We start from the raw sequence: 23,187 nt of genomic DNA on the forward strand, positions 1-23,187 counted from the left end.
TATTTAGGCAAAATTTCAGATATAAATGATCAATCTTTTTAATGCTCAAATTGAATCACTTTCTATTCACCGTGTTGGGAATAAGAATCGTGGTGAGAACATTTTTGTTTCAGCTTCTACCTTTCATTTGAATGATGAAATAAAACCATTGATCAAGGAATATTTTTTGAAACCTTTCCGCGAGAAAGAAGAAACTTACTATCGTTTTCATCATGAAACCGATATCGAATTCAACGAACTTTATAATCTGGCGAACCAGGTCTTTGATGATCCATTCAACACGCATGAATATTCAAAAAAGATAGCCACATTGCTATATGAGCAGTCAACCCATCCGCACATTAAAAGTGGAGAAGTTTACGTGGTTTATTTTGAAGGAATGCAGATGGATAACGAAAAGGTTTCGGCAATTGGAATCTTTAAGTCTGAATTAAAGCATGATTTTCTTCAGTTTGAACAGAAACAGAGCAATCTTGAGATGATTGTTCAACAAGGAGTAAATCTTCAAAAACTTGATAAAGGAGCTATCATTTTTAATAAGAATCGTGATGAAGGTTACAAAATCCTTTCAGTAGATTCTAACCGCTATGACACAAAATACTGGTTGGAGAACTTCCTGGGAGTAGATGTGCTGGCAGATGAGAACTACTTCACTAAGAATTACCTTAATTTTGCAAAAAACTTCGCAAAAGACGTTGTTTTGCCTGCTGAGGATAAAAAGCAGGAAGTAATGTTCATGAACAGAAGTATGGATTATTTTGCGAAAAATGATGATTTTGAAGAAAGTAATTATATCAATTCTGTAATTGACAATCCGGCTCTGATCCCGGAATTTCAGAATTATAAAGTTGAAAAAGCACCAAAATATAAGGTTGAAGATCTTACGAACTTCCCTATCGCAAATAAAGCGGTGACCGATGCGCGTAAAAAGATCAAAAATGTGATCACTTTAGATACGAATATCCAGATAAAGATGGATTTTGTGAATGCAGATTCTGCTGAGAAATTCGTTGAAAAAGGTTGGGATGAAGAAAAGCAGATGTATTACTATCTGGTTTATTTCAACAAGGAAGAGAAAAAATAAATGAGTTCAGCTCAATAAAAGAGGGAAGTATAATTCTATACTTCCCTTTTTTATTCGTCTTAATTGTTATTCCAGTAAACGCTGCATATTCACATTATCATAATTACGTTTTACGAAGTCTAAAGCTGTTCTTAGGATCTGACCCATAGTACTTGCCCTTTTAAATTTCATATCCTTAGAGAATGCATAAAGATCGTTCCTGAGCTCCTTCACATTGTCTTTGGTAGAAACGTGATCATTGATCATGCATCTTATCAATTCTTTATAACGACTCTGAGTATTGATCATCCTTTTGGCCAATAACGATCGCTCTTCTTTACGATATTGTTCAATGGATGAATTTTCGAGTTTTTCAGAAACCAGCTGAACCATTTTAAAATTCTCTTTGAAGAATTGCGGCCTGTAAACCTTCAGATTTCCTTCAAAACATTGCTGATCAAAATCTATCGCCCTTATCTGGTATTCCACATGGTCAAAATCGTGTGTTGGAATCACCACGTAATTATAAGACCGCATATCGCCCAAAAGTCTCACTGTACACCGCTCGTTGAATTTCACGAATTGCTTGGCGATCTGAGTTTGTGCTCTCAGGTCACATTTTGGCAGATGATCTTCAATAAAAACATCGCCGGGAATCCCTGCGATATGCTCTTCAATTAAAGTATCTCTATAAACCAAAAAATTAATACGATGTGGAGAAAGTAAATGTTCAAATTCGAGTCCGTATAATCGCGAAGCATCCGCTTTCTTTACATAAAAATAAGTGAAACTATCATTCAGAATATTTCTCACTTTTATTCTGAAAGGTTTTGAATTACCAAAAGTACAATAGTCAATTGCATCCACATTCAGGTATTCCAGGGAATCATCACTACCATCAGAATGCAGAATGGTATATACCTTTTTTAGACTGTTATCAATTTCTTCTCTTTCGTAATCGGGATAATAACAACGCACCCAGAAAGTATCTTCATCATGCTGATCATATACCACTATAGATCCTGAAAATCTTAGCAGGTCATCATAAAAAACGGGGATTTTGGTATTCCGGTTATACTTAGCAAGATATCTGTTGAAGCGCTCATTAATTGGAAATGCCGGCTTCTTTTTTGACATCAGTTTTTCATCCATAATTTTTCCTCGTTTTTCTCAAAATTAAGCTTATTATAGGGAAACCTGTAACAAAATCCTATTTTAGGCGTCGTATTTTAAACACTTCATCAATCTTGGAAACAATTTTAAGTTTAAATAACCTCACAAAGAGATTCGGCAGGATCACTGCAGTTGATAATCTAAGTTTTAGCATTGAAAAAGGAAATGTCTACGGAATTCTAGGCCCCAATGGTAGTGGTAAATCTACTACCCTCGGGATGGTTTTGAACGTGGTAAATAAAACTTCCGGTGATTTTCAATGGTTTAACGGAAGTTCCTCAACCCATGAAGCTCTGAAAAAAGTGGGTGCGATCATTGAGCATCCTAATTTCTATCCTTATATGACGGCCGAGCAAAATCTCGGACTCGTATGTACCATCAAAGGAACCAGCAGAGATAAGATTCATGAGAAACTGGAGATCGTAGGTTTGCTTGATAGAAAAGACAGCAAGTTCAAGACATTTTCTCTCGGTATGAAACAACGTCTTGCCATTGCTTCTGCCCTATTGAACGATCCTGAAATTCTAATTCTTGATGAACCGACTAATGGATTAGATCCTCAGGGAATTCATCAGATCAGAGAGATCATTAGAAAAATTGCGGCAGGAGGAACCACCATACTTTTAGCTTCTCACCTTTTGGACGAAGTTGAAAAGGTTTGTTCTCACGTGGTTATCATTAGAAAAGGCGTGAAATTATACAGCGGACCGGTTGATGAGATCATTAATAGTCATGGCTTTTTTGAATTGAAGGCTGGCGATATGACCAGACTGGAAGAATTACTGAAAGATCATCCAAAGATCGGGAAGATCACAGATAAAGATGGAATTCTTACTGCTTTCCTCGATGATCCAATGGATGCAGATGAGATTAACCGTTATTTATTTGAACAGGGACTTTCACTTTCTTACCTCATAAAGCGTAGAGAAAGCCTGGAAGAACAATTCCTTCAATTAACCAACCAAACTACTGAGAACTAATGCTACGTTTACTCGAAATAGAATACAACAAATTACGCTATAGCCGATCTGCAAGGATATTAATCATCACATATTTTATCCTCATCACATTTATAGCTCTTATTGCATCTATAGAATTTAATATTGGAAATATCGAATTCAGGGTTGCAGACCAGGGAATTTTTAACTTCCCTTATATCTGGCACTTCAATAGCTATATTGCTTCATTTTTAAAATTATTCCTGGCCATTGTGATCGTTTCCATGATGTCCAACGAATACAGTAACAGAACTATCAAGCAAAACCTCATAGATGGTTTGAGCAAAAAAGAATTCATACTTTCTAAATTCTTAACTGTCTTGGTATTTTCAGGAATTTCCACGGTTTTCCTTTTTATAGTTACTCTAATTTTAGGCTATTCATTTTCAGATTTCACTGAACTGTCGATAGTTTTTTCAGATATGGAGTATTTGCTGGCTTACTTCGTAAAACTAACCGGTTTCTTCGCGTTCTGTATGTTCCTGGGAATCCTGGTAAAACGTTCAGCTTTTGCCTTAGGCTTTTTAGTAGTCTGGGCGATATTCGAAGGAATTCTATATGCAATACTCAATTTTAAAGTTTTCAAAGGAACTGACATTGCCACTCAGATCATGCAGTTCTTTCCATTGGAATCTATGAGTAACCTTGTGGTTGAACCGATTTCAAGACTGAATGCCGTGCAAACTGCCGCCACCCAGATTGGAGGTGAATTAACCAAAGATTACGGAATTCACTGGTATCAAATCGTCATAGTCCTTATTTGGACCCTTATTTTTGTTTATTCGTCGCTTCTATTGCTTAGAAAACGGGATTTATAGCGAAATTAATTAGCTTTACGCTCATCATGAGATTTAAAGCATTCATCATCCTAAGTTTATTTCCGATATTCCTGTTTAGTCAGGGAGAAGGGGCAAACTGGTACTTTGGTTTGAATGCTGGATTATCATTTAAAGATGGTCAGGTGCAACCGCTCACTAATGGTAAAATCACCACTATTGAAGGTGTTGCGACAATTTCTGACCAGAATGGAAACCTTTTATTTTATACTGATGGGACTGAAGTATTAGACCGTCAGCATAATGTGATGCCAAATGGTTCTAATCTAAAGGGAAATGTTTCCAGTACACAATCTGCGATCATCGTTCCCAAACCTAAAAATCCCGGCATTTATTACCTCTTTACTGTAGATAAACCCGATTATACAATTCCGAAGAATGATCCCATAGAAGGTGTTCATTACAATATTATTGATATGTCACTAAATTCTGGCTTTGGTGATATTGTGAACGGCCAGAAAAACCTTCCATTGCAAACTTTTAACCCCGGAAGCGCAGAGGAAAGTGAGTTTAAAAGTTCAGAAAAAATTGCCGCGATCATTGCCGGGGATTGTGAATCTTATTGGGTTGTTACGCATTTCACCAACAAGTTCTATTCTTTTAAAGTAACCGAAAATGGATTGGTAACAGATCCTGTAATTTCCACTGTTCCTACTAATATTCCACCTACTACTCGTGATGATGGAGCAAATAAAACGGCAATCGGTCAGATGAAGATCTCCCCTGACGGAAACCTTCTAGCGATCGCCCATGCTTCTACCATCCTTGGAAACGGACCGCGAGACACCAATAAAACAAATGGAAAGGCGTTTCTCTATGATTTCAACGACGATGATGGTACGGTTTCTAATGAAAGGCTTGTTTTGGATACTGCCTATCCATATGGCGTGGAGTTTTCCGCCAGATCTGAAAAACTTTACATCACAAATAACTTCTATAAACCTAACGGCGTACTTGATAAATCAGAATTATACCAGTTCAACCCTAATTCTGCGAATGTATCAGGAACCAAAATGCTTATACATACCAGTTCATTTACAGCTGGCGCACTGCAACTGGCGATTAACGGAAAGATTTACAGATCTGGTTATCCCTTCCTGGCAGAAGGCCATAATGCCGTGTCTGTAATCAATAAACCTGAACTTACAGGTAATGCTGCAAACTATGTTCAGGATGCTATTAAGCTTCCTCAAGGAACTTTAGTAACATTAGGTCTTCCCCAGTTCATTCAGTCTTTACTTAAAAATGATTTTGAATTTGAAAATCTTTGCCTTGGAGATCAGACAGATTTCTCCATTTCTGAAGATGCCAATTTTGATTCGGCTGAATGGGATTTTGGTGATGGCTCCACAGGAACTGGGCTAGAAGTTAGTCATACCTATACAAACCCAGGATCTTATACAGTCACTGTAAATGGATATATTAACGGGATCATTCAGGAACCAATTTGTAAACAGGTGGATATTGCAGAAAATCCGGATGTGCTTGCCACTTACGAGTTAGTGCAATGTGATATCTATGATAATGATGGCTCTGATGGTCTGGCCGAATTCAATTTGCAATTGGCAAAAGATCCTATTACAAAAGGAAATACTGCAACACAGGTATTTTTCTACGAGTCAAGAACGGCTGCAGAAAATGATGTAAAAAACAGTAATTCTCTAGATAATGTGTTCAGCAATACGGTTCGTGATCAAAAAGTGATCGCAAAAGTAACCTCATTTGGATCGCTGTGTTATAGCATTTCTGAAGTTAGCCTGAAAACAAAAGATGGAACAGATATTTATCCCGATCCTGTAAGCGGATGTGATCTTGGAAACGGAGATGCTGAATTCAACCTGGATCTTATTAAAACAAATATCGTGAACGATTATGGCTTACCTTCAAATATAAGCCTGACCTTCCATGAAAGAGAGGCAGATGCAGCACTTGGCTTAAATCCTTTACCTGCAACTTATCTTTCAGACCCTCGAGTTTTATACATCAGGGCCGAAAGCGATAATATATGTTATGGTTCCGGCTCCGTAGAGCTTAAGATCGGTTCAGTTCCAGATCTCCAGGAAGCATTCAGTCTGCAAGCCTGCTCTTCACAATTTCCAGTTCAGATTGGTGAAGATCTTGGAATAAATTCCTCCAGATATGATTTTACATGGAATACTGGAGAAACGGGAGAAAGCATTACCGTGCAACAAGGAGGAACCTATTTTTTAACCGTATCTGATAAAGAATTAGGCTGTAGCAGAGAAATTGAATATACAGTTTCGGAACAATTATCTCCGGAGATATTAGATATTAATATTAATGCAGAACTGGCCAGCGGACAGGTTGAAATCATTGCCGAACCTAATGGTGATGGTTTTTATTCCCTGGACTCTGAATCTGGCCCCTTTCAAACCAGTCCTATATTTACAGATGTTACTCCTGGCCCACATACCGTTTATGTAAAAAATGAAAATGCCTGCGAGGTGATCTCACAGGAAATATTTGTATTTGGATTCCCTGCATTCTTTACTCCAAATAACGATGGTCTAAATGATGTCTGGAGACCATTTTCAATTAAATCCCCTGAATTTGCTATTCAGAGTATATTTATATTTGACCGTTATGGAAAATTATTAAAGCAATTATCCCCGGGACAGGGTTGGGATGGTAATTTTAATGGTAACCCAATGCCCTCTAATGATTACTGGTTTGAAGTAACTTTGCAGAATGGCCGGGTCTTTAAAGGACATTTTTCATTGATCAGGTCCAACAAATAATGAATATTGAAAGATAATAGGTTACATAATTATTTAGTTTCATTTCTACTTCTTTTTACCTCGGGGATCTATTCACAGTCTTCTGTAAATGACTGTTCCGGCGCCATAAAGATTTGTGGTGATGGAATAATTGCGACCAATGCAGAAGGTGCCGGCACACAGGAAATTAGAGGTTTGGCCTGTAGCGGATACGAAAATAATAGCATCTGGCTGGAAGTTGAACTTATTAAAAGCGGAACTTTAGGTTTTGACCTGATCCCCGCAAGCAGAGATATTGTTATAGATTATGACTTTTGGGTTTTCGGACCAACCACCAATTGTAGTAATTTGGGCCCTCCTATCAGATGCTCAACTACAAATCCTCAGGCAGCGAATCAGGGAAATAATTATACCGGGATGCGTGATGAGGAGCCTGAAACCAGTGAAGGTCCTGGCCCTGATGGTGACAGCTATGTTAGATCTATTGAAGTAAAAGCCGGTGAAACTTATTTAGTTGTTATTGATAGGTTTGCCGGTGAAAGTTCCTTCAAATTAGAATGGACTGGAACTGCTACAGTAGACGGCTCTCCATTTCCTGACGGACCTGAAATTAATGAACCAAACGATCTGGAAACTTGCAATGCAAATGGAATTGCAGATTTTGACCTCTCTCAAAATAATAACATAGCGACTCAGAATAATACTTCGCTATCCTATCATGCCAGTCTTGCAGATGCTTCTGATAATTTGATGCCTGTTACATCAAATTATACAAGCGATGTACCACGAAAAACAATTTATGCACGAGTAGAAAACGATCTTACCGGTTGTGCTAAGATCACCGAATTTGACCTGGTTATTAACGATGGACCTATAGTATCACCAAATGTTGAAATTGAATCTTGCGACCTGGACAGAACTGGCGATGAGGATTACGTACTTACAGATATAAATCCTCAAATTATTGGAAATCTGAACCAGTCAGGTTATGAGATAGGTTATTTTAGTTCAGCAGAAGATGCAAAGCAAAATTTAAATCCGGTCACTTCTACTTATAATTCTGAAGGACTCGAAACACTTTACGCCAGAGTTTCCGAGGTTGGGAATCCAGATTGTTATAATCTTTCTGAAATTGATCTTATTCTCAATTACCCGCCTGAATTGGAATCATATTCTCTGGTTCAGCCACAGGTGAATTCCAATTCCAATACGATAGATCTAAATATTGAAAACTCTGCGAATTATGAATTTTCTATAGGCAACATCGACGGGCCTTACCAAAGAAGCACAACTTTCGACAATGTAGAATCCGGCTTTCAAACATTGTACATCAGGGACCTCAACCAATGCGCAATCATAAGTACTGAAATCGCTATTCTGGGGTATGATAATTTTTTTACACCAAACCAGGACGGTATTAATGACTTCTGGCAGATAAACGGAATGTCTCAGGATGTCGCAGGTGATAATCTTATCCATATCTATGATCGCTACGGAAAATTAATGATTAGAATGAGCGGTTCTGAAAAAGGCTGGGACGGAATTTTTAATGGAAAACCAATGCCTGCTGAAGATTACTGGTTTAGAGTACTATTGAAAAATGGCCAGGAATTCAACGGTCACTTCTCACTTGTTAGATGATTCCTAAAATCTTGAATAAGGTTTTATAATTGCTTAATTTCGTGAGGCTGAGAAAAAGAAAACCTGCCGAATGAAATTCAAGATAGAATCAGAATACAAACCTACCGGAGATCAACCAAATGCAATAGATCAACTGGTAACCGGAATCAATAAAAACGAGCAATATCAAACCTTACTTGGGGTAACCGGATCTGGTAAAACCTTTACAGTGGCAAATGTGATCGAAAAAGTTGAGAAACCAACTCTTGTACTCGCCCACAATAAAACCCTTGCTGCTCAATTGTATTCTGAATTCAAGGAATTCTTTCCTGAAAATGCCGTAGAGTATTTTGTGAGTTATTACGATTATTACCAGCCAGAAGCTTTTATCCCTTCTTCAGGAACTTATATAGAAAAAGATCTTTCGATCAACGAAGAGATCGAAAAACTTCGTCTAAGTACCACTTCATCCTTATTGAGCGGAAGACGTGATGTAATTGTGATCGCGTCGGTTTCTTGTTTATACGGTATTGGTAACCCGGTTGAATTCAGGAAAAATGTGGTTTCCATTGAAAGGGATATGGAAATTTCAAGAACGAAATTTTTACATAGGCTGGTTCAAAGTCTTTATTCCAGAACTGAAGCCGAATTCAGTCATGGTAATTTCAGAATTAAAGGAGATACGGTAGATATTTTTCCTAGTTATGCCGATAATGCTTTCAGAGTTCACTTTTTTGGAGATGAAATCGAAGAGATCGAAGCATTTGATCCGGGAACGAACGATATTATTGAAAAATATGACCGACTGAATATTTATCCTGCGAATATGTTCGTGACTTCTCCGGATGTTTTAAAAGGAGCGATTCACGAAATTCAGGATGATCTGGTAAAACAGGTAGATTATTTCAGGGATATTGGAAAGACTCTTGAGGCCAAAAGACTGGACGAAAGAACCAACTTTGATCTGGAAATGATCCGCGAATTAGGGTATTGTTCAGGAATTGAAAACTACTCAAGGTATCTCGATGGCAGACTTCCGGGTACTCGTCCCTTCTGCCTTCTGGACTATTTTCCGGAAGATTATTTAATGGTTGTTGATGAAAGTCATGTTACGATTCCGCAGGTTCACGCGATGTTCGGTGGAGACCGTTCCAGAAAGGAAAATTTAGTTGATTATGGATTCAGACTTCCGGCAGCGATGGACAACAGACCTCTGAAATTTGAAGAATTCGAGGCACTTCAAAATCAGGTGATCTACGTTAGTGCAACCCCGGCAGATTACGAACTTCAGAAAAGTGAAGGTGTTTATGTAGAACAGGTCATTAGGCCAACTGGATTATTAGACCCGATAGTAGAAGTTCGACCAAGTCTTAACCAGATCGATGACCTAATTGAAGAAATTCAGTTAAGAGTAGATAAAGATGAAAGAATTCTGGTCACCACACTTACAAAACGTATGGCCGAAGAACTTACTAAGTATCTTACTCGCATAAATATTCGTTGTCGTTACATTCATTCAGATATTGATACATTGGAACGTGTAGAGATCATGCAGGATCTTCGTAAAGGGCTTTTTGATGTACTCGTTGGTGTTAACCTATTACGTGAAGGACTCGATCTTCCAGAAGTTTCGCTTGTTGCCATCATTGATGCAGATAAAGAAGGTTTCTTAAGAAGCAATCGTTCGCTAACCCAGACAATTGGTAGGGCGGCGAGACACGTAGACGGTAAAGCCATATTGTATGCCGACAAGATCACTGATAGTATGCAAAAAACTATTGATCAAACGGAATATAGAAGGCAGAAACAAATGGATTATAACAAGGAGCATAATATTACTCCAACCAAACTGGTGAAAAAGTTCAATTCTGCTCTTATTAAAGAAAAGCTGGATATCTATGAACACGAAACCAGACCTGATCTTAAGGCCGCCGAAGAAGAAGCTGAATATTTGACTAAACCGCAAATGGAAAAACAGGTTAGAGAGAAAAGAAAGGCTATGGAAACAGCAGCAAAAGAACTTGATTTTATGCAGGCTGCGAGATTACGAGATGAAATAAAAATCCTTCAAGAAAAAATTAGTGAAAAAGCTTAAATTAAAAAATTAAGCTATACTTATTTAGCATATATTTATCTCATCCTAAAGCATTTAACAATACTCAAGTGGCAAACAAAACTGTTTGTCTATGAAAACTTTTTATGCGCTAATATTTAGCTTTTTTACAATCATTGGCCACTCCCAAGTTGGTATTGGTACCTCAGAACCTAAGGCTCAACTTGACATTATCGCAACAGATAAAGACAACCCGGCCAATATAGACGGAATTCTAATTCCAAGAATTGAAAAATTCCCAGTAGAGAATCCGACCGATGCACAGCATGGAATACTGGTATTTTTAAACAAAAGCGTTACAGGTTTTAACTCTGGCTTTTATTTCTGGAATGCGAATGAATCCAAATGGAAATCCTTAGGAGGTGAATCCGGTTCAGGAAATTTTTATAAGTCAGGCACTACTCAAAGTCCGAATAACATTTCAGATCAAGTATTTAGAGATAATAGCGTAGGTATTGGTACCGATCAGATTTCTTCGAGATTACAAATCGCTATCGCTTCTGGCAAAGACCTAAGCTTGAAAAAAGGTCTTGAAGTGGATAATGCAAATTCAGCTACAGATAACCTTACAACCTACGGTATCGTAAGTGATAACCGAAGTGCCACGAATGGGAACAAATATGGTATTAAAACAAATGTTGGTGGTGTTGGAACAGGAATACATTACGGGATTTTCAATGAAACATATCAGAATACGGGCACCAATGATATCTACGGGATCTATAACAGGATTGGAAGAACTTTCGGTGCGAAAAGTAATAATTACGGCATCTATAATGAAATTGGCAGCATACAGGGTGTAGGTAATATTTACGGCATATATAGTATTGCCCTTGGCGATCAGAACAGTAATGTTTTTGCCGGTTATTTCGCCGGGAGAGTTGGAATCGGGAATTCTGCAGACTCAGACTATGTTTTACCTATAGCAAGAGGCCTGGAAGGCCAGACTATGATCCTGAATTCTACTGGACAGGCAACCTGGGGAAATCCAGGATTTCAGAATTATTCTTCTACTACAAGTGCTACAGGAGATTTTGTAATTACAGATGAAGTGGGAACCTTAAGAATAAATAATCAGGTTTCAGGAATTGTGATTCCTGCTTCTGCGTCCAATAAGGGAAGGATCATTCGACTCATCAACTGGCCAGCGAATTCAGAAAAGAATTTGATTTTTCAAGGCAACGATGATCTATTTGATGTAAGAACAAATTCGAAGGTTTTAAGCATTAAACCTCAAGAAATATTTACTATTCAAAGCGCAGGTAATAGATGGATATTAATTGATAAATAAAAAAAGCGCCCATAATTGGACGCCTTTTCTCCTTTAACTAACTAACCAAACTAATTCAGTATTACGAAATATCTATTAACCTTTTCGCCTGAACCTTTGCTTCTTCACGCTTAGGAAGCGCTATTTCCAAAACGCCATTATTATAGGCAGCAGAAATTTTTGAGTTATCTACAGAATCTGGCAAACTAAAGGCACGCTTAAAAGTGCTATAGCTAAACTCTTTACGAGTAAATCTACCTTCCTTATCTGTAGTTTCATTTTCTTTTTTGTTTTCTGAAGAAATAGTCAATACATCATTATCTAATTCAATATTGAAATCTTCTTTTGCCTTTCCAGGTGCAGCAACTTCTACACTAAAACTGTCTTCAGTTTCCTTAATATTCACAGCTGGAATACTGGTTCCGATGCTGTTCACATTTGTAGTTCCACCTAACCAATCTGTTCTGAACATATCATCAAAAACTGTTGGCAACCATCCTGAATCTGTTCTTTTAATTAAACTCATAGCTTTATATTTTATAAATTATATGTTGTATTAAACTTCATTTAACCTGTAGCAATTCCAAGACCAAGTAGAAAAACAAGACTTTTTGTCGGTTTTACTGGTATTATTACTGTCTTTTTGTCTTGTTTAATAAATAAATATTAAAATCTCCTGACTCTCCCGAGATTGCTTAACTTTAAAAACTGAATCACACGCCTGATGAAACAGCTTTTCAATCGAACTATTTCCTTTTTTAATGTAGTTGAAAGTAAGATAGCCTTCTATCCTACGCTACTAGCTTTTTTCGGATTTCTGTTCGCCATGATCATGTTGTTCCTTGAAAACAAGGGAGTTTCAAAATATTTGATCGAACATGCTCCAATACTGGTTGTTGATAATGGAGATACGGCGATGACGATCTTAAGCTCGCTTATATCAGGACTCATCTCGGTTGTTGTATTCAGCTTTTCGATGGTAATGCTACTTCTTAGCCAGGCCTCCAGTAACTATTCCCCAAGACTTTTACCAGGTTTAATTAGTGATCGCAGGCATCAGGTGATCCTTGGAATTTACCTGTTTACGATACTCTACTGTATTTTCGTTCTTTTCAGTATTCAGCCAACTGGGGATAAATATCAGATTCCTGGATTTTCAGTACTCCTGGGAATTATTGAAACAGTGGTTTGCATCTATGCCTTTATTTATTTTATTCATAATATTTCACAGAGCATTCAGATCAGCAATATTTTGCAGAGAATTTTTGAAACCGCCAGGGAAAGACTTACCGTGCTTATAGATAAGGAAGAAAATGAAATGGATGATTTTCCTGATACAGAAGATTGGTATGAATATCATTCAGAAAATAGCGGATATCTACAAAATATATCTTTTACCAACCTTATAGATATTTGCGAAGAAGAAGACACGCAATTACACATTCTTCCGATCAAAGGAATCTTTGTCTTGAACGGAATACCCTTGTTCAAATCTAAGAAAGAACTTGACGAGGATACCGTGAAAAAAGTTCTATCCAATTTTAATTTTGCTCGAGAAGAACTGGTATCAGATAACTACACCTTGGCTTTTAAACAGATTACTGAAATCATCGTAAAAGCAATGTCACCGGGAATTAATGATCCCGGAACGGCGATTAATGGGATTGATTATCTAACGGAATTAATGGGCATCAGAATGCGGAAAAAAGATACCAGCAAGATCAAAAGAGATGACCAGATTTATATTAAACTGAATACGGTAGATTTCGATGATCTCATTTATAATATAATGGCTTCCATTAGGACTTATTGTAAGCATGATGTAGTGATCGTTCAGAAATTATTGCTGATGTTTCACTATTTGAAAAAACAACAAACTCAGAAATCTTCTTATTGCGAGGTCCTGGATAAGGAAGCAGCAAATCTTATTAAAGATGCCGAAGAATCAATAGAAAATCAGGTAGATATTGAGCGAGTGAAAAAGCTCGCCAATACCTTTAAATTAAAATATCAAAATTAACAATGGCTTTAACCAATAACGACATTTTCAAAAAATTACGTGTAGCTCATAAACTAACCAACGATGATATCGTGAAGATCTGTGAACTTGCAGATTTTACAGTATCCAAAAGTGAACTTGGAGCGATCTTCAGAAGAGAAGATCATGAAAAATACATGGAATGCGGCGACCAGTTTCTTAGAAATTTTCTGGATGGTCTCATCATACATTTACGAGGCCCAATGCCAAAGAAGAAATAAAAAAAGGAGCGAATTTCGCTCCTTTTTTGTTTAATATTCAGTTCGAAATTATCGAACTAGTTTTTTGTATTTGATACGTTTCGGCATAACATCACCACCTAAACGCTTCTTCTTATTTTCTTCATAGTCTGAGAAGCTACCTTCAAAGAAATATACCTGAGAGTCTCCTTCAAATGCAAGGATATGTGTACAAATTCTATCAAGGAACCAACGGTCGTGAGAAATAACCACGGCACAACCGGCAAAGTTATCCAGACCTTCTTCCAGTGCTCTTAACGTATTTACGTCAAGATCATTGGTAGGCTCATCCAGAAGTAAAACGTTACCTTCTTCTTTCAAGGTCATGGCTAAATGCAGTCGGTTTCTTTCTCCACCAGAAAGCATATTCACTTTTTTATTCTGCTCACTTCCGCTGAAATTGAATCGACTCAAGTAAGCTCTTGAATTCACCTGGCGACCACCCATCATGATAAGTTCCTGCTCATCACTAAAGTTTTGCCAGATCGTTTTTTCAGGATCTATATTAGCATGACTCTGATCTACGTAAGCGATCTTTGCCGTCTCCCCAACTTTAAAACTACCCTTATCTGGCTCTTCTTCACCCATGATCATTTTAAAGATCGTAGTTTTACCAGCACCATTCGGACCAATAATTCCAACAATTCCAGCCTGAGGCAGGTTGAATTTAAGGTCTTCATAAAGTAATTTATCTCCAAAAGCCTTGCTTACTCCTTCAGCTTCGATCACATTAGTACCAAGACGTGGTCCATTTGGAATATAGATTTCCAGCTTTTCATCCATTTGCTTTTGATCCTGGCTCAAAAGCTTATCATAATTCTTTAGCCTCGCTTTCTGTTTCGTCTGTCTTCCCTTAGGGCTCATACGAGACCATTCAAGCTCGCGCTCCAGAGTTTTCTGACGTTTACTCGCCTGCTTTTGTTCCTGAGCCAGTCTTTTAGATTTTTGATCTAACCAGGAAGAATAGTTCCCTTTCCATGGAATTCCTTCTCCCCTGTCAAGTTCAAGTATCCAACCGGCAACATTATCCAGGAAATAACGGTCGTGAGTTACAGCGATCACAGTTCCCTTATATTGTTGTAAATGATGCTCTAACCAATGCACAGATTCAGCATCAAGGTGGTTGGTAGGCTCATCCAGAAGCAATACATCCGGCTCCTGAAGCAATAATCTACAAAGCGCTACCCTTCTACGCTCACCTCCAGAAAGAACTGAAATTTTCTTATCAGGTTCTGGAGTTCTAAGAGCATCCATCGCAATTTCCAGCTTGGTATCTAATTCCCACGCATTGTTCGCGTCTATTTTATCCTGAAGTTCAGCCTGCTTATCCATAAGCTTTTGCATCTTATCTGCATCTTCATAAACTTCCGGAAGACCAAACATATCGTTGATCTTATTATATTCATCAAGAACGGCAACAGTTTCAGCCACACCTTCCTTAACTACCTCAAGAACAGTTTTATCTTCATCAAGCTCAGGTTCCTGCTCCAGCATTCCCACACTATAATTTGGAGAAAAAACAACATCTCCCTGGAAATTCTGATCTCTACCAGCAATGATGTTCAGCAAAGTAGATTTACCAGAACCGTTTAAACCAAGGATCCCGATCTTAGCCCCATAAAAGAAACTTAGATAGATATTTTTCAACACTGGAGTATTCGCCTTCGGAAAGGTCTTGGTTACTCCAGACATTGAAAAGATCACTTTATTATCATCTGACATATATTTTCGAAATTTTAGATTTTATAATTCTACAAGGATGCAAATATCCTGAATTTTTCACAGAAATCAATTATCATAAATACCCAATAATCTTTGAATTATGAGTAATTGACCTGTGTGATAGGCTGAATGCTCAATGACCAGCAAAATCTCCCTGAATAGACTATGTTCTTTAGAATTTTGAACTGGTTCACTAAGATTCTTCTCCTCGTTTAGAATAAGTTCTTTGAGAAGCCTTCTGTCTTCAAAAAAGTCTGCTTTCAAATCTTCCCAGTCTTCCTCACTTTCCGGAAAAGGGTTTTCCGGCCAGTAATCATCGGGCCAGTTATGTGGCTGATAATCATCTGCAACAGCGTAATTCAGAATATCCTTCTGCGCAAAAAACATATGATAAAAAACCTCATAAAAAGAATAAGGCAAACCTTTAGGCCTCACGCCAACCTTATCAAAAGGTATCGCATCAAGAAAACTTTCGATTGACGCATACGCCAGTCCGCCTTCTAAATGTTTCACCAATTGATCTCTTTCTGTTTTCCCCGTTTTCATATCAGAATTTTAAACTCTACCCTTCAAGGCATTAAATACCCACGAAATAAAGAAAAAACCGATACCGGTTACGGAAAAACCGATCGCGTAATCCCTATATTTTAAAACTCCTAAAAGTACCAGTGCGGTACCAACCAGGAAGGTTAAAAATGACGCCCATCCAAAAATGGTATTTTTATTCATTGCCATCTGTTCTGTTTTATACAAATATCGTCTAATTTTTAATGATTCTTTTAAACCTAAAAATTGATGCGATTTTGTATTTTAGCCAAAAGCCATTTCTGAATTAAAATTCACAAAATTTCTTCAGAAATCAGATTAATTTAAAATTAATCACATTAAAACAGTCGAATTATTGTAAAAAGTTCAAAATAATGGATATCAACTTCAATAAGAATGAAGATCATAATAAGCTTTTGGTTTCAACTCTAAGACAGAAGCTTGCGAAAGTAAAATTAGGTGGTGGTGAAAAGAGAATTGAAAAACATCACTCCAAAGGAAAAATGACTGCCAGAGAGCGAATTGACTTTCTTTTAGATGATAATGAGAAAGCGATCGAGATTGGTGCCTTTGCAGGGGAAGGAATGTATGAAGAACATGGCGGATGTCCTAGTGGAAGTGTTGTGGTAAAAATTGGTCATGTTTCAGGAAAGCAGTGTATCGTAGTTGCCAATGATGCAACAGTAAAAGCCGGAGCATGGTTTCCAATCACAGGAAAGAAAAACCTGAGAGCTCAGGAGATTGCCATAGAAAATAGACTACCTATTATATACCTTGTAGATAGCGCCGGAGTTTATCTGCCAATGCAGGATGAGATCTTTCCAGATAAAGAACATTTTGGAAGAATTTTCAGGAATAACGCGGTAATGAGCAGTATGGGCATCACGCAGATCGCTGCCGTTATGGGTAGTTGTGTCGCCGGTGGAGCTTATCTTCCAATCATGAGCGATGAAGCTCTTATCGTAGAAAAAACAGGAAGTATTTTCCTTGCGGGAAGTTACCTGGTAAAGGCTGCGATTGGAGAATCTATAGATAATGAAACTCTTGGAGGTGCCACTACACATTCTGAAATTAGTGGAGTTACAGATTATAAGGCTAAAGATGATGAGGATGCCTTAACCAAGATCCAGAACATTATGGATAAAATCGGTGATTTTGACAAAGCCGGATACAACTACAAAAAGCCTGTGAAGCCAAAGGAAAATCCAGAAGAGATCTACGGAATCCTACCAAAGAAAAGAAGTGATCAATATGACATGCATAAGATCATTGAAAGATTAGTAGATAATTCTGAATTTGAAGAATATAAAGAAGGTTATGGCCAAACGATTATTACCGGCTATGCCCGTATCGATGGCTGGGCAGTTGGAATCGTGGCCAACCAGCGTAAGATCGTAAAGACCAAAAAAGGTGAAATGCAGTTTGGCGGTGTGATCTATTCAGATTCGGCTGACAAAGCCACTCGTTTCATTGCAAATTGTAATCAGAAAAAAATCCCGTTGGTATTTCTACAGGATGTTACCGGATTTATGGTGGGAAGTAAAAGTGAACATGGAGGTATCATTAAGGATGGTGCTAAAATGGTGAATGCGGTAAGTAATTCTGTCGTTCCAAAATTTACTATCGTTATCGGGAATTCCTACGGAGCTGGAAATTATGCCATGTGCGGAAAAGCGTATGATCCAAGGCTGATTGCTGCCTGGCCAAGTGCTGAACTTGCCGTGATGGGTGGTACTCAGGCTGCAAAAGTTTTAGCTCAGATAGAAACTGCTTCTATGGAGAAAAAGGGCGAAAAAGTTGATGAAGAAAAGGAAAAAGAAGTTTTTGAGAAGCTTAAGGCAAAATACGATGAGCAAACTTCTGCTTATTATGCCGCAGCAAGAATCTGGACAGATGCAATAATAGATCCTTTAGACACTAGAAAATGGATCTCTATGGGAATTGAAGCTGCAAACCACGCCCCGATCGAAAAAGATTTTAACATGGGAGTAATCCAAACCTGATATGATTAAAAACCTGATAATTGGACTCATCCTGATGCTCAGCTTACAAGGCATCGCTCAGGATACAATCCAAAATACGTATTCAAGAAAATTTATTCCGAAGCAAGCCTATATTGAACACTTTAAGGAAGTTTCTGATTCATCCAGAGTTAAAGTAATTAACGGCGATACAATGGTGGAGGTACCTATGAGTTTTGATCCATTCGCTGGGGAGAATTTAAAAAAGGTGCGATATGAGCAAAAAGATGAAGATTTCCTCGAAACCTATATGAATGTTGCTTACCATACTGATAAAAAGGTTGATTCTTCCAGATTCATGAAATATTGGAAAGAAGATATTCGAATCTATTTTGACGAAAGTGTTCCAGAAGCAGATACCAAATATTTGATGGGATTTGCTAAAAAATTGTCAAATGAGGTTGATTCCCTAAATATCAGCAGAAATTTTATTAAAGAGAAGAGCAATTACCTGGTTTATTATTTAAATGAGGATCATAACATTGATTATGAACCTAGAATTGGAAACAAAAGTGGTTATTATATTCACTGGAATGGAATAAGCCAGATCACTAAAGGAAGTTTAAAAATTAATACAGCTGTTGTCAAAAATAATCTGCTTAAAGAAAATTTATTGAAATATCACTTTTTTAAATCCCTCGGGTATTTTGGTTCCAGTAAAAAACTCGATTGTGAAAGCATATTATCCAACTGCAACTCATATAGGGTATTAACCGAAAAAGATCTCGAATTATTAAAATATCATTATTCTTATGGGGTTTGTAAGGGAACAAACCTGAAAAGTTTCAATGAACTTACAACTTCCCTGAATAAAAAACTTGAAGAAGATCCAAATGCAATATTATATGTGGTACACCCAGAATAAGATCATCTGCATTCTCCTGATTTTAACCTGTTCCATTAATTATGCACAGGTAGTTGGAGATAATCACTCCAATTATACTGAAGCCGATACTTTAAGAGGCTCTCTAAGACCGGAAAGAACGAATTACGATGTTCAGAAATATCATTTGAAATTAAAGGTAGATCCTGAAACAAAATCAATAACAGGTTCCAACCTTATTAGTTTTTCAGTTAAAGAGAATATGCCGGTAATGCAACTGGATTTTTTTGAAAATATGCAGATCGATTCTATAATGCACAACGGAATTGACTTGAAATATGAGCGAAAGTACAACGCCGTTTTTATCAATTTTGAGAAAGCGCTATCAAAAGGCACATCAGATTCTATCGAATTCTATTATCATGGAAAACCTAAAGTAGCTGAAAATGCGCCCTGGGATGGAGGTTTTGTCTGGTCACAGGATAAGGATGGAAATCCGTGGATTGGTGTTGCAGTTCAGGGAACAGGTGCAAGTTTATGGTATCCAAACAAGGATCATCAAAGCGATGAGCCTGAAGAAGCTCAGCTTGACATTGCAGTTCCTAATGGATTGATGAATGTTTCAAACGGTAGATTTCTCGGTGAAAAGAACCTTGGAAACGGATATACCGAATGGAGCTGGAAAGTAGTAAGCCCGATCAATAATTATAACATTATGATCAATATTGGGAACTACGAGCATTTTTCAGATAAATTCCAGGATCTTGATCTGGATTACTATGTACTACCATACAATTTAGAAAAGGCTAAAAAACAGTTTGAAGAAGTAAAACCAATGATGGCCTGTTTTTATGATAAAATGGGACCTTATCCTTTTGAGGAGGATGGGTATAAACTTGTCGAAACTCCATATTTAGGAATGGAACATCAGAGCGCTGTGGCTTACGGAAATAAATATCTGAAAGGTTACCTTGGAAATGATCTTTCTGGTACAGGAATTGGCCTAAAATGGGATTTTATCATCATCCACGAATCTGGCCACGAATGGTACGGCAACAGTATCACTTCCAAAGATATTGCAGACATGTGGATTCATGAAGGATTTACCAGTTATACCGAATCTATTTTTATTGAATGTGAATGGGGAAAAGAAGATGCCTTAAAATATATTAGAGGAATAAGACAGAATATTTCCAATACCGCAACGATCATAGGAGAGTATGGAGTAAATGCCGAAGGATCTGGAGATATGTATTACAAAGGTGCCAATCTGCTGAATATGATTCGAAGTATTTATGATAATGATGAATTATGGTGGGATACTTTCAGGGATTACACAAAGACTTTTAGACATCAGACAATTACCTCAGCAGATACCGAAGATTTTTTCAATAATGCGACAGAAATAGATCTTCAACCTGTTTTCGATCAATATTTAAGACATGCACCACTTCCAGTGCTTCAGTTGCAACAAGGTGATGACTTTATTAGATATCGCTGGAAGGCAGATGTCGTAAATTTCAAAATGCCTGTTGATGTGATCATCGATGAGGAAGAAATAAGATTCAATGCTACTTCAGAATGGCAGTCTTATGAAACCGGAGAGGAGCTGGATGAACTCGAAGTGAATGATTTGGAATTCTATATCGAGAGCGAGATTATAAAATAATCTTTGGCTTCAATTAAATTTTTCTACATTACATATTGCAAACCAATATGATAGTGGTCACTATGAAAAATTTAATATTCTGCCTTGCTATATTTTTCCTTTTTGCCTCTTGTAATGACGACAAAAAAGAGGAAGCCGAAGAACCTGAAGTTTCTAACATTCAAAAAGAATGGTGGAAGGAAGCAGTGATCTACCAGATATACCCCAGAAGTTTTAAGGATACTAATGGAGACGGTGTTGGTGATTTAAAAGGTATTATTCAGAAACTGGACTATATTGACAGTCTTGGGGTGAATATGGTTTGGCTGAATCCCATTTACAGTTCTCCGAATGCAGATAACGGTTATGACATTAGTGATTACCGCGCTATCATGGATGAATTCGGAACCATGGAGGAATTTGATCTTATGCTCAGCGAAATGCATAAAAGGGATATCAAATTTGTCATGGACGTGGTGGTGAACCATAGTAGTGATGAACATGAATGGTTTCAGGAATCAAGAAAATCCAGGGACAATCCTTATCGCGATTATTATCACTGGTGGCCTGCGGAAAAAGGAGAACCTAATTACCGCTACAGTTTGTTCGACCCTAAGGGGGAAGCATGGAAATACGATTCGATCACCAATGCCTACTACCTGCATTATTTCTCAAAAAAACAACCAGATCTTAATTGGGAGAATCCAAAAGTAAGACAGGAAGTTTACGATATAATGAAATTCTGGGCAGAAAAAGGTGTGGATGGATTCCGGTTAGACGCCTTTCAATTTGTATCTAAAGACACCACCTTCCCTCCTCTCCCTGAAGGCTACGAAAAGGACGTGATAAAATACTACGGAATGGGACCCAATCTTCATAAGTACCTTAAAGAATTGAACCAGGAAGTTTTAAGCAAGTACGATGTATTCGCAGTTTCTGAAGGTGCCGGAAGCAATTTTGAAGATGCACACTCCTTAGTAGATGCCGACAGGAATGAATTGCAGATGGCCTATCATTTTAAGGGAATGGACGTTGGGAACAGCCTTGAAGGCTATAAATTATCTGAATTTAAAGAAGTCTATACAAAATGGGATAGCGCTTTTGCCAAAGAAGGCTGGTTATCTATCTTCCTTGCAAACCATGATGTTCCCAGAATGGTTTCCAAATTTGGTATTGACAGTCCTGAATTTCGTGCGGCTTCTTCCAAAATGCTCAATACTTTTATTCTTACAATGAGGGGCACGCCTTACGTATATTATGGGGATGAACTGGGAATGACCAATATTGGCTTTGATTCAATAAGCCAGTACCAAGACATCGTCGCTAAAAATGGTTATGAAAAGACCATTAATGAGGGTGGTGATATCGATCAATACATGGCTGAATTAAAATTTCTTTCACGTGATAATGGTCGAACACCAATGCAGTGGGACAATTCTGATAATGCAGGATTTACGACAGGTACTCCCTGGCTACCGATAAATGAAAATTTCGAAGAAATCAATGTTCAAACGCAAAATAATGATCCCAACAGCTGCCTGAACTATTTTAGGGAAATTGTAAAATTAAGAATGGAGAATCCGGTTCTGGTTTATGGAGATTATCAATTAATATTACCTGATAACAAGAATGTCTATGCATATACACGTGAGCTGGATGATCAAAAAATGTTAATTCTCCTGAATTTCTCTACGGAAAACACTTCGATCGAGCTTCCGGAAAAATTCTCAAAACCTGAATTATTGATTAATAATTATTCAGAGGTTCAGAGGAAAAATTCTAAGCTTACATTAAAACCATATCAGGCTCTTATATTCAATTATTAAACAAAAAAAAACATAAGATTCTAATAATCAGCATTTAAACAGGTAGTTACATTGATTTTTCGTAAATTAATGTAAATTTTTTCCATTATGTTAAGTATAAAATCACTTAATAAATGGGCCAATGCACATACATATTATTGGCTGGATCTACTAAGGGTTGCCCTTGGTGTCTTTTTCTTTATCAAAGGCGTTAACTTCATCTCTCAGACTGAAACTCTTGTCGAACTGATAGATCCCTTAAAAGGATTTGCCGGAACGATGCTTGTTGTTCATTATGTTGCATCAGTTCATCTGGTAGGAGGAATTTTGATCGCCTTCGGATTATTAACTCGCTGGGCGCTGATCGTACAAATACCAATTCTAATTGGCGCGATTCTGATAAATTTCTTCGGAGTTATGCAAGCATCAAATCTTATTCTAGCACTTGTAGTATCTGCATTTACCATTTTTTTCATTTTCTATGGCTCCGGAAAACATTCCGCAGATTATATGATGAAAATGGGATATTAGGCC

General features: G+C 37.5%; 19 protein-coding genes. 14 read left to right on the forward strand and 5 right to left on the reverse strand.

What is annotated here, in order from left to right:
* Nucleotides 1-25: 25 nt before the first annotated feature.
* Entirely contained in the window at nucleotides 26-1,084 is a 1,059-nt protein-coding gene (locus tag RE431_RS09240) for a nucleoid-associated protein (RefSeq protein ID WP_309561698.1), read from the forward strand.
* A gap of 66 nt (nucleotides 1,085-1,150) precedes the next feature.
* On the opposite strand, the gene RE431_RS09245 is transcribed toward RE431_RS09240, so the two are convergent.
* Nucleotides 1,151-2,215, reverse strand: a complete 1,065-nt coding sequence (locus tag RE431_RS09245) for a hypothetical protein (protein WP_309561699.1) — start codon at nucleotides 2,213-2,215, stop codon at nucleotides 1,151-1,153.
* A 95-nt stretch (nucleotides 2,216-2,310) separates the two neighbouring features.
* Here RE431_RS09245 and RE431_RS09250 point away from each other — a divergent pair, with 95 nt between their 5' ends.
* The 6 genes from RE431_RS09250 (at nucleotide 2,311) to RE431_RS09275 (ending at nucleotide 11,832) form a co-directional block, all read left to right on the forward strand.
* Complete coding sequence (locus RE431_RS09250; RefSeq protein WP_309561700.1) at nucleotides 2,311-3,216, forward strand: ABC transporter ATP-binding protein; 906 nt, start codon at nucleotides 2,311-2,313, stop codon at nucleotides 3,214-3,216.
* Entirely contained in the window at nucleotides 3,216-4,052 is an 837-nt protein-coding gene (locus tag RE431_RS09255; protein WP_309561701.1) for an ABC transporter permease, read from the forward strand. The genes RE431_RS09250 and RE431_RS09255 overlap by 1 nt, the downstream gene beginning before the upstream one ends.
* A gap of 26 nt (nucleotides 4,053-4,078) precedes the next feature.
* A complete protein-coding gene (locus tag RE431_RS09260; protein ID WP_309561702.1) occupies nucleotides 4,079-6,829 on the forward strand; it encodes a T9SS type B sorting domain-containing protein in 2,751 nt (916 codons plus the stop codon).
* A gap of 6 nt (nucleotides 6,830-6,835) precedes the next feature.
* Complete coding sequence (locus RE431_RS09265; RefSeq protein WP_309561703.1) at nucleotides 6,836-8,449, forward strand: T9SS type B sorting domain-containing protein; 1,614 nt, start codon at nucleotides 6,836-6,838, stop codon at nucleotides 8,447-8,449.
* A gap of 70 nt (nucleotides 8,450-8,519) precedes the next feature.
* Entirely contained in the window at nucleotides 8,520-10,523 is a 2,004-nt protein-coding gene (uvrB, locus tag RE431_RS09270; RefSeq protein WP_309561704.1) for an excinuclease ABC subunit UvrB, read from the forward strand.
* Between the two features lie 91 nt (nucleotides 10,524-10,614).
* Nucleotides 10,615-11,832: a hypothetical protein gene (locus RE431_RS09275; protein WP_309561705.1), complete on the forward strand. Its 1,218-nt coding sequence runs from the start codon at nucleotides 10,615-10,617 to the stop codon at nucleotides 11,830-11,832.
* Nucleotides 11,833-11,893: 61 nt separating this feature from the next.
* On the opposite strand, the gene RE431_RS09280 is transcribed toward RE431_RS09275, so the two are convergent.
* On the reverse strand, nucleotides 11,894-12,337 hold the full coding sequence (locus tag RE431_RS09280; protein ID WP_309561706.1) for an Hsp20/alpha crystallin family protein: 444 nt from the start codon (nucleotides 12,335-12,337) through the stop codon (nucleotides 11,894-11,896).
* Between the two features lie 198 nt (nucleotides 12,338-12,535).
* Here RE431_RS09280 and RE431_RS09285 point away from each other — a divergent pair, with 198 nt between their 5' ends.
* Both RE431_RS09285 and RE431_RS09290 read left to right on the forward strand, forming a co-directional pair.
* Entirely contained in the window at nucleotides 12,536-13,831 is a 1,296-nt protein-coding gene (locus RE431_RS09285) for a DUF2254 domain-containing protein (protein ID WP_309561707.1), read from the forward strand.
* Nucleotides 13,832-13,833: 2 nt separating this feature from the next.
* On the forward strand, nucleotides 13,834-14,070 hold the full coding sequence (locus tag RE431_RS09290) for a DUF1456 family protein (RefSeq protein WP_309561708.1): 237 nt from the start codon (nucleotides 13,834-13,836) through the stop codon (nucleotides 14,068-14,070).
* Nucleotides 14,071-14,118: 48 nt separating this feature from the next.
* Here RE431_RS09290 and ettA read toward each other — a convergent pair whose 3' ends face one another.
* The 3 genes from ettA to RE431_RS09305 all read right to left on the reverse strand — a co-directional run bounded on the left by ettA (nucleotide 14,119) and on the right by RE431_RS09305 (nucleotide 16,545).
* On the reverse strand, nucleotides 14,119-15,810 hold the full coding sequence (gene ettA / locus RE431_RS09295; protein ID WP_309561709.1) for an energy-dependent translational throttle protein EttA: 1,692 nt from the start codon (nucleotides 15,808-15,810) through the stop codon (nucleotides 14,119-14,121).
* A 66-nt stretch (nucleotides 15,811-15,876) separates the two neighbouring features.
* Nucleotides 15,877-16,356: a DinB family protein gene (locus RE431_RS09300; RefSeq protein ID WP_309561710.1), complete on the reverse strand. Its 480-nt coding sequence runs from the start codon at nucleotides 16,354-16,356 to the stop codon at nucleotides 15,877-15,879.
* 9 nt (nucleotides 16,357-16,365) lie between these two features.
* A complete protein-coding gene (locus RE431_RS09305; protein WP_309561711.1) occupies nucleotides 16,366-16,545 on the reverse strand; it encodes a CAL67264 family membrane protein in 180 nt (59 codons plus the stop codon).
* Between the two features lie 185 nt (nucleotides 16,546-16,730).
* Here RE431_RS09305 and RE431_RS09310 point away from each other — a divergent pair, with 185 nt between their 5' ends.
* The 5 genes from RE431_RS09310 (at nucleotide 16,731) to RE431_RS09330 (ending at nucleotide 23,184) form a co-directional block, all read left to right on the forward strand.
* Nucleotides 16,731-18,359 carry an acyl-CoA carboxylase subunit beta gene (locus RE431_RS09310; protein WP_309561712.1) on the forward strand — a complete coding sequence of 543 codons (1,629 nt, stop codon included), beginning with the start codon at nucleotides 16,731-16,733 and terminating at the stop codon, nucleotides 18,357-18,359.
* Nucleotide 18,360: 1 nt separating this feature from the next.
* The gene (locus RE431_RS09315; protein ID WP_309561713.1) at nucleotides 18,361-19,242 is read left to right on the forward strand and encodes a hypothetical protein; all 882 of its coding nucleotides are present in this window, start codon (nucleotides 18,361-18,363) and stop codon (nucleotides 19,240-19,242) included.
* Nucleotides 19,223-20,869, forward strand: a complete 1,647-nt coding sequence (locus RE431_RS09320) for a M1 family metallopeptidase (protein WP_309561947.1) — start codon at nucleotides 19,223-19,225, stop codon at nucleotides 20,867-20,869. Before RE431_RS09315 ends, RE431_RS09320 begins: the two co-directional genes overlap by 20 nt.
* A 62-nt stretch (nucleotides 20,870-20,931) precedes the next feature.
* Nucleotides 20,932-22,674, forward strand: coding sequence for a glycoside hydrolase family 13 protein (locus RE431_RS09325; RefSeq protein ID WP_309561714.1), 1,743 nt, complete (start codon nucleotides 20,932-20,934; stop codon nucleotides 22,672-22,674).
* A gap of 87 nt (nucleotides 22,675-22,761) precedes the next feature.
* Nucleotides 22,762-23,184 (forward strand): DoxX family protein, encoded by a 423-nt coding sequence (locus tag RE431_RS09330; RefSeq protein ID WP_309561715.1) that lies wholly within the window; start codon nucleotides 22,762-22,764, stop codon nucleotides 23,182-23,184.
* Nucleotides 23,185-23,187: the final 3 nt, after the last annotated feature.

Origin of the sequence: Christiangramia sediminicola (assembly GCF_031344135.1) — a bacterium.
In the GTDB taxonomy this organism is placed as follows: domain Bacteria; phylum Bacteroidota; class Bacteroidia; order Flavobacteriales; family Flavobacteriaceae; genus Christiangramia; species Christiangramia sediminicola.

Bases quoted from the DNA above. Each gene is read 5' to 3' on its own strand.
- RE431_RS09240 (WP_309561698.1), top strand. From the start codon at position 26: ATGATCAATCTTTTTAATGCTCAAATTGAATCACTTTCTATTCACCGT.
- RE431_RS09245 (WP_309561699.1), bottom strand. From the start codon at position 2,215: ATGGATGAAAAACTGATGTCAAAAAAGAAGCCGGCATTTCCAATTAAT.
- RE431_RS09255 (WP_309561701.1), top strand. From the start codon at position 3,216: ATGCTACGTTTACTCGAAATAGAATACAACAAATTACGCTATAGCCGA.
- RE431_RS09260 (WP_309561702.1), top strand. From the start codon at position 4,079: ATGAGATTTAAAGCATTCATCATCCTAAGTTTATTTCCGATATTCCTG.
- uvrB (WP_309561704.1), top strand. From the start codon at position 8,520: ATGAAATTCAAGATAGAATCAGAATACAAACCTACCGGAGATCAACCA.
- RE431_RS09275 (WP_309561705.1), top strand. From the start codon at position 10,615: ATGAAAACTTTTTATGCGCTAATATTTAGCTTTTTTACAATCATTGGC.
- RE431_RS09280 (WP_309561706.1), bottom strand. From the start codon at position 12,337: ATGAGTTTAATTAAAAGAACAGATTCAGGATGGTTGCCAACAGTTTTT.
- RE431_RS09285 (WP_309561707.1), top strand. From the start codon at position 12,536: ATGAAACAGCTTTTCAATCGAACTATTTCCTTTTTTAATGTAGTTGAA.
- RE431_RS09290 (WP_309561708.1), top strand. From the start codon at position 13,834: ATGGCTTTAACCAATAACGACATTTTCAAAAAATTACGTGTAGCTCAT.
- ettA (WP_309561709.1), bottom strand. From the start codon at position 15,810: ATGTCAGATGATAATAAAGTGATCTTTTCAATGTCTGGAGTAACCAAG.
- RE431_RS09300 (WP_309561710.1), bottom strand. From the start codon at position 16,356: ATGAAAACGGGGAAAACAGAAAGAGATCAATTGGTGAAACATTTAGAA.
- RE431_RS09305 (WP_309561711.1), bottom strand. From the start codon at position 16,545: ATGGCAATGAATAAAAATACCATTTTTGGATGGGCGTCATTTTTAACC.
- RE431_RS09310 (WP_309561712.1), top strand. From the start codon at position 16,731: ATGGATATCAACTTCAATAAGAATGAAGATCATAATAAGCTTTTGGTT.
- RE431_RS09315 (WP_309561713.1), top strand. From the start codon at position 18,361: ATGATTAAAAACCTGATAATTGGACTCATCCTGATGCTCAGCTTACAA.
- RE431_RS09320 (WP_309561947.1), top strand. From the start codon at position 19,223: ATGTGGTACACCCAGAATAAGATCATCTGCATTCTCCTGATTTTAACC.
- RE431_RS09325 (WP_309561714.1), top strand. From the start codon at position 20,932: ATGAAAAATTTAATATTCTGCCTTGCTATATTTTTCCTTTTTGCCTCT.
- RE431_RS09330 (WP_309561715.1), top strand. From the start codon at position 22,762: ATGTTAAGTATAAAATCACTTAATAAATGGGCCAATGCACATACATAT.